Source organism: Emticicia sp. (genome assembly GCF_043780375.1).
Lineage (GTDB): Bacteria > Bacteroidota > Bacteroidia > Cytophagales > Spirosomataceae > Emticicia.
In genome coordinates, this window is sequence record NZ_JAYWCU010000104.1 from 1 (window position 1) to 6,385 (window position 6,385).

The following is a 6,385-nucleotide window of genomic DNA, read 5'->3' on the forward strand; positions in this document are numbered from 1 at the left end:
AGACATAGAAAATGCTAAAATTGCTCTTGAAGAAAAGATAAAAGCAGCAAGTGTAGTGAAAACCAGAATTAAATAAGTCGATAGATTATCATAAGTAAAAAAATCAAGAAGCCTTCCAAGATAAATGGAAGGCTTCTTGATTTAATAGTATGCATCAGAAACTCTTCAAAAATTCCAAGCATTGAGCATTAAACATCAAATATTTAAAAACTTCTTCTTTTTTCTGTCAATATTATAAATGATTCGTATATAAGCCTTTTCTCCTTTATTTTTTTTATATTTTTGCATACACCACAACACTAAATAATTGAGGCCATGACGGAAATACAAGAGAAAATTCGCTTAAACCAAAGAAAAGACAACAAAGGTTGGAAAAAATGGGGCCCATACCTTTCAGAAAGACAATGGGGAACTGTTAGAGAAGATTACAGTGTTTATGGCAATGCTTGGGACTATATTCCGCATGACATGGCTCGCTCTCGTGTCTATCGCTGGGGAGAAGACGGTATTGGCGGAATTTCGGACAATAAACAGCATATTTGCTTGGCTTTTTCGTTTTGGAATCACCGTGACAAAATCTTGAAAGAACGCCTCTACGGTTTAGCTGGCTCAGAAGGAAATCATGGCGAAGATGTGAAAGAATTATACTATTATTTAGATAGTACCCCCACACATTCGTACATGAAAATGCTTTATAAATATCCTCAAAATGAGTTTCCTTACAAACAAATTATTGAAGAAAATCAAAAACGTAATAGAAAAGACCCTGAATTTGAAATTAACGAAACTGGCGTTTTTGACAATAATGAATATTTTGATATTTTTATTGAATATGCCAAAGCAGACGAAAATGATATTCTGATAAAAATAACTGCTCATAATCGTCATAAAAAAGCGGCTCCACTCACTATTTTGCCTACACTTTGGTTTCGTAACACTTGGTCTTGGGGTTACGATGCCTACAAGAAAAGCCCCATGTTGACAGGTATTGCCAAATGCCAAATCGAAGTGAATCATCAAATTTTGGGTAAATATAAACTTTATGTCGAAGAAGCAGACGAACTACTCTTTTGCGAAAATGAAACCAATATGGAGCGGGTTTTTGGTAAGCCCAATACTGCAATGTATGTAAAAGATGGCATAAATAATTATGTGGTTGGTGGCAAACAAAACGTACTGAATCCTAATAAAATTGGAACAAAAGCAGCTGCAAAATACACAAAAAAAATTGCAGGAGGCGAAAGCTGTACTATCCGACTGAGATTCAGTCAAAATACCCATAATCACCAACCTTTTGAAGATTTTGACGAAATATTTGCCCTAAGATTAAAAGAAGCAGATGAGTTTTATGAAGATTCTCAAAAAACAATAAAAGCAAAAGAGTTAAAAACCATCCAACGTCAGGCCTTTGCGGGAATGATGTGGAATAAGCAATTCTACTACTATAATATCAACGAATGGCTTAATGGTGACCCAAAAATGCCATTTGAGTTTAAAGGCAGGGCTTTTCCAAGAAATAGTACATGGAAACACGCCTACATGGCAAATATTCTTTCGATGCCCGATAAATGGGAATATCCATGGTTTGCAGCTTGGGACTTGGCTTTTCATACCCTCACTTTGGCTCGAATTGATGCTGATTTTGCCAAAAGACAGTTGGCCGTTGTTTTGCGTGAATATTATATGCACCCCAATGGGCAAATTCCTGCTTACGAATGGAATTTTTCAGACGTAAATCCACCAGTACACGCATGGGCAACTTGGAAAGTATATGAAATTGATAAAAATGCCAACAATGGAAAAGGTGATTTAGCTTTCTTGGAAAAGGTATTTCATAAATTGCTTATTAACTTTACTTGGTGGGTAAATCAGAAAGACGAAGACGGTAATAATATTTTTGGTGGAGGGTTTTTGGGTTTAGATAATATTGGGGTTTTTGACCGAAATGCCCAGATTCCAGGGGTTAAACTCGAACAAGCTGATGCCACTGGCTGGATGGCAATGTACACCCTCAATATGCTTCGTATTGCTTGTGAAATTTCGCTCGAAAAGCCTGTTTATCAAGACATGGCATCTAAGTTTTTTGAGCATTTTCTGCACATTGCGGCTGCCATCAACAAACCAATCAAAGGGAATGACAAGGGACTTTGGGACGAAGCCGACCAGTTTTATTATGATAAACTACACGCACCCAATGGCGAAACTATTTTCATGAAAATACGCTCTTATGTAGGACTTATTCCTTTGTTTGCCGTTGAAGTGATTGATGATGAAATGTTATCGAAATTACCAGATTTTAAACGTAGGTTGGAATGGGTATTAAATAACAGACCTGATTTGGCATCATTGATTTCTCGGTGGAATGAGCCAGGCAAAGGCGAAACGCATCTTTTGTCTCTTTTGCGTGGGCATCGTATGAAAATGGTAGTAAAAAGAATGTTTGACGAAGCAGAGTTTTTGTCAGATTATGGCATTCGTTCACTATCAAAATTCCATAAAGACCACCCCTACAAATTCAATCTCCATGGCGAAACAATGAGTGTTGATTATACGCCTGCTGAGTCTGATTTGAGTATCATGGGTGGAAATTCAAACTGGCGTGGCCCCATTTGGTTTCCTATAAACTTCTTATTAATCGACTCATTATTAAAGTTTTATGCTTATTATGGTGATGACTTTGAGATAGAATATCCGACTAACTCGGGCAATATTATGTCTATAAAAGAAGCGGCACTTTTGGTTGCAGAAAGGCTTATCAATATCTTCAAACAAAATGAAGCAAACAAACGCCCCGTCATGGGCAATATTGAAAAATTTGATGCCGACCCACATTTCAAAGACCTACATTTATTCTATGAATATTTCAATGGAGATACAGGTGGTGGCATGGGAGCCGCTCATCAATGTGGCTGGACGGGACTGGTAGCAGATTTGATTGGATACGTTTCTGAAAAATAATTTTTGTGTGAATGATAGAATGAGGCAATGAGTTTTGTCTATTTTCATTGTATTATTCACACATTCATTAATTATCTTACTCTTTTCCATCTTTTACGTTGTTGGCGTTTTTGGAAGAGTATTCTAAGTTTTTGCCCTATCGTTCTTTTTCGTTCGATATAGCAAGCATTAGGAGCATCAGGAAGTTTTCTATAAATAGGTAAAAACAGCCCGAAATAGCCACTAATTCCTTTTGGATTAGCAATATTGAGAATACCTCCAATATTATCAGTACCGAGAAACAGTGGACCTAATCTACCCATCAAACCAACGGTAAAATTTCGGTAGCCATTAATCAAAGCAATTGGAAGCGACAATTCTAATTGTTTTGACTCAAATCGAGGAGTAATCGCCAACAACGAAGGTTGAACCATTCCGATAGTTTTAGGATTGCGTAAACTTTGAACCCAAGCAGCATTAATATAGATTTTTTCTGATAATTTATAATCAAAATTTATTGAAAAAGCCATTGGTAATGGCGATTTAAAAGTATGTTGGTAATTGGTTTCTGCAAGTCCAAAAGCATTGTTCATTTGATTATAAAGCCTATCTGGCGAATCTATTTTATTGAAAGTTTCAGGCGGAATCAAAATATTTGTTACAGCAATATTTGTTTCGTTCACATACTTGTCATTATTAAAGCTGAGCCTCCCAATATCTACTAAAGAAACGCCTATGCGGTACTGATATTTGTTTTTTGAACCATCAGTTCGCCATTTCCCATTGAGTTTTATATCGTATTTATCAAAATTAGGTCGAAACTCATACACTGCACCTACATCAAACCCATATCCAGTGCCTGCTGCCAAGTTTCCAAAAAGCCATTGTGGCGTAAATTGAAAATCTTTTAAGGCATCTCCATTTGTCAAACCAAAGACACCTTGAGCATTCTTAAAAAAAACATCTTGCCTTTTGGGAAGTTGTGCATTTTTATCAATTGTAAAATCGATATCCTCAGCCAAATAATGAATATTCAACAAACCATTTACTCTTTTTATCGTCAATCCAACTTTAAAAAAATCTTGGTCTTGTTCCCGAATCACTACGCCAAAAGTTAAACCCATTTCAGTATAACCATTCAAATTCATCGTAAAATGATTGTCATTTTGGGCTTTTCCATATAAATCTGGTAAAACTGTGCCACTTACCATCACATGAGCCACATCAGATGTAGTATTATTTAAGTTCGTAAGTACCCGAATTCTTGATGTAAGCCCAATAGCAAACTTTGATTTTTCAAAAGTATAAATCAACGACGGACCTCGCACATCAGCACCAACAAAAGCAACTGAATTTAGTTTACCAATTGCTTCTTGTGTATAAGAATTTTTGTACGCTGGCAAGCCATTTGTTGCTCGATATTTGTCTGCAACATTATTAGTAGTTAGTCCAATAAATGAATAGGGTGCCGCCCAAGCAGCATAATTATTAATCATTTCGGCATTTACTCCCGCAATATTCATAAAAAACTTATAGCGTGAGTCAGCAATATTGGCAGGATTTGAATAAATATTGTACGTTCCCGCATAATTACTTGATGAAATACCAAGCCATTGCTGAGAATACGAACAATAGGTTAATAAAAAAAGACAGACAAATAATCTCATTTTTAAGAATAAAATATAATGAGTTGTGTATAATGCATTGGTAATGAACCACAAAATTAAATATTTATAACTAAATGCCTTTGATTTTCGACAGAATAATAATATTTTGGAACTTCATTTACACTATGACCAAAGAAAATGTATGAATTATAACTTTGAAAACTATAAAACTGAGAAGTTTTTTGATGAAATGGTTACCGCTAAGGGTACTCCTCGAGTAGGAAATCAGTATTTGAAAAATAAAATTGAAAATCTCCCGTTCTCAGACCTTGCTAAAAAGCAAAAAGCTGCCGAACGCTCAATGGTTTCAGCAGGAATCACTTTTAATGTTTACTCAGAAGAAGGAGGCACGGAGCGAATAATTCCTGTTGATATTATCCCAAGGGTAATTAGCTCGTCTGAATGGGACAATTTAGAAAAAGGTTTAGTTCAAAGAATTACTGCCTTGAATCTATTTCTACAAGATATTTATAATGAGCAGAAAATCATCAAAGATGGCATAATCCCTCGTGAAATAATTGAATCAAGTAAAGGTTTTTTACCAGAATGTATTGGACTTACACCACCAAAAAAAGTTTGGATTCATATAACAGGCACTGACTTAATTAGAGATGACAAAGGGGTTTTTACAGTTTTAGAAGATAACCTTCGCTGTCCGTCGGGCGTATCATATATGCTCGAAAATCGTGAATTATCAAAACAGACCTTTCCGGATGTATTGTCTCAATCAAATGTTCGTTCGATTTCAGAATATCCTGCAAAATTATTAGAAGTTTTACGTTACATTTCTGGTCGCCCCGACCCAACTGTGGCGGTTTTGACTCCAGGTATTTATAATTCTGCTTATTTCGAGCATTCTTATTTGGCTCAACAAATGGGAGTAGAATTGGTTGATTATCGAGATTTGGTTGTTGTTGGAGATTATTTAAAAATGCGTACGACCACAGGTTTTAAAACAGTTGACGTACTTTATCGTAGAATTGATGATACTTTTCTCGACCCACTCACATTTAACCCTCATTCGTTAATCGGAATTCCTGGTTTATTTGATGTGTATAAAAAGGGAAATATTGGCTTAGCAAATGCACCAGGGACAGGCGTAGCTGATGATAAAGTTGTTTATGCTTATGTTCCTCGTATCATTAAATATTATTTAGGTGAAGAAGCACTTATTCCAAATGTTGATACATATTTATGTAGCGAGCCAGATTCGATGAAATATGTTTTAGAAAATATTGAAAAATTGGTAGTAAAAGAAGCCAACGAAGCAGGTGGATATGGAATGTTGATTGGACCCAAAGCCGATAAAGCCGAGCATGATAAGTTCAGACAATTAATACAAGCAAATCCGAGAAACTATATTGCACAGCCAACTATTTCACTTTCACGAAGCCCTTGCTTAGTTGAAGACGGGCTTGAAGGTCGCCATGTAGATTTGCGTCCCTATATTTTATATGGTAATGGTATTCATGTAACTCCCGGCGGACTTACAAGAGTTGCCTTGAAAAAAGGCTCACTTGTAGTAAATTCCTCTCAAGGTGGTGGTAGTAAAGATACTTGGGTGTTAAAATAGTTATGAATTATGAGTTATGAGTTATGAGTTTTTTTGTACTTTTGTCTATTAGACTTCTTGCGAAAGTATCTTAAGTCGAAAAACACCATCTTTTCGGCTAAAAATTAAGCAAATTTTTCAACCGTAGCGGTGCTATGCTTTCAAAATTTCCTCAATTTTCGCTTGAAAATCTACTATTTTTCAATCATAAAACACTTTCGCAAGAAGT

The 6,385-nt window shown here is 35.7% G+C and carries 3 protein-coding genes; 2 read left to right on the forward strand and 1 reads right to left on the reverse strand.

From position 1 onward, the window contains the following. The first annotated feature begins 315 nt into the window (after positions 1–315). Entirely contained in the window at positions 316–2,958 is a 2,643-nt protein-coding gene (locus tag ACH2CJ_RS07775; protein WP_394991836.1) for a glucosidase, read from the forward strand. 71 nt (positions 2,959–3,029) lie between these two features. On the opposite strand, the gene ACH2CJ_RS07780 is transcribed toward ACH2CJ_RS07775, so the two are convergent. Further along, entirely contained in the window at positions 3,030–4,604 is a 1,575-nt protein-coding gene (locus ACH2CJ_RS07780; protein WP_394991838.1) for a DUF5723 family protein, read from the reverse strand. Between the two features lie 142 nt (positions 4,605–4,746). Here ACH2CJ_RS07780 and ACH2CJ_RS07785 point away from each other — a divergent pair, with 142 nt between their 5' ends. Beyond that, positions 4,747–6,177, forward strand: a complete 1,431-nt coding sequence (locus tag ACH2CJ_RS07785) for a circularly permuted type 2 ATP-grasp protein (RefSeq protein WP_394991840.1) — start codon at positions 4,747–4,749, stop codon at positions 6,175–6,177. Positions 6,178–6,385 lie beyond the last annotated feature (208 nt).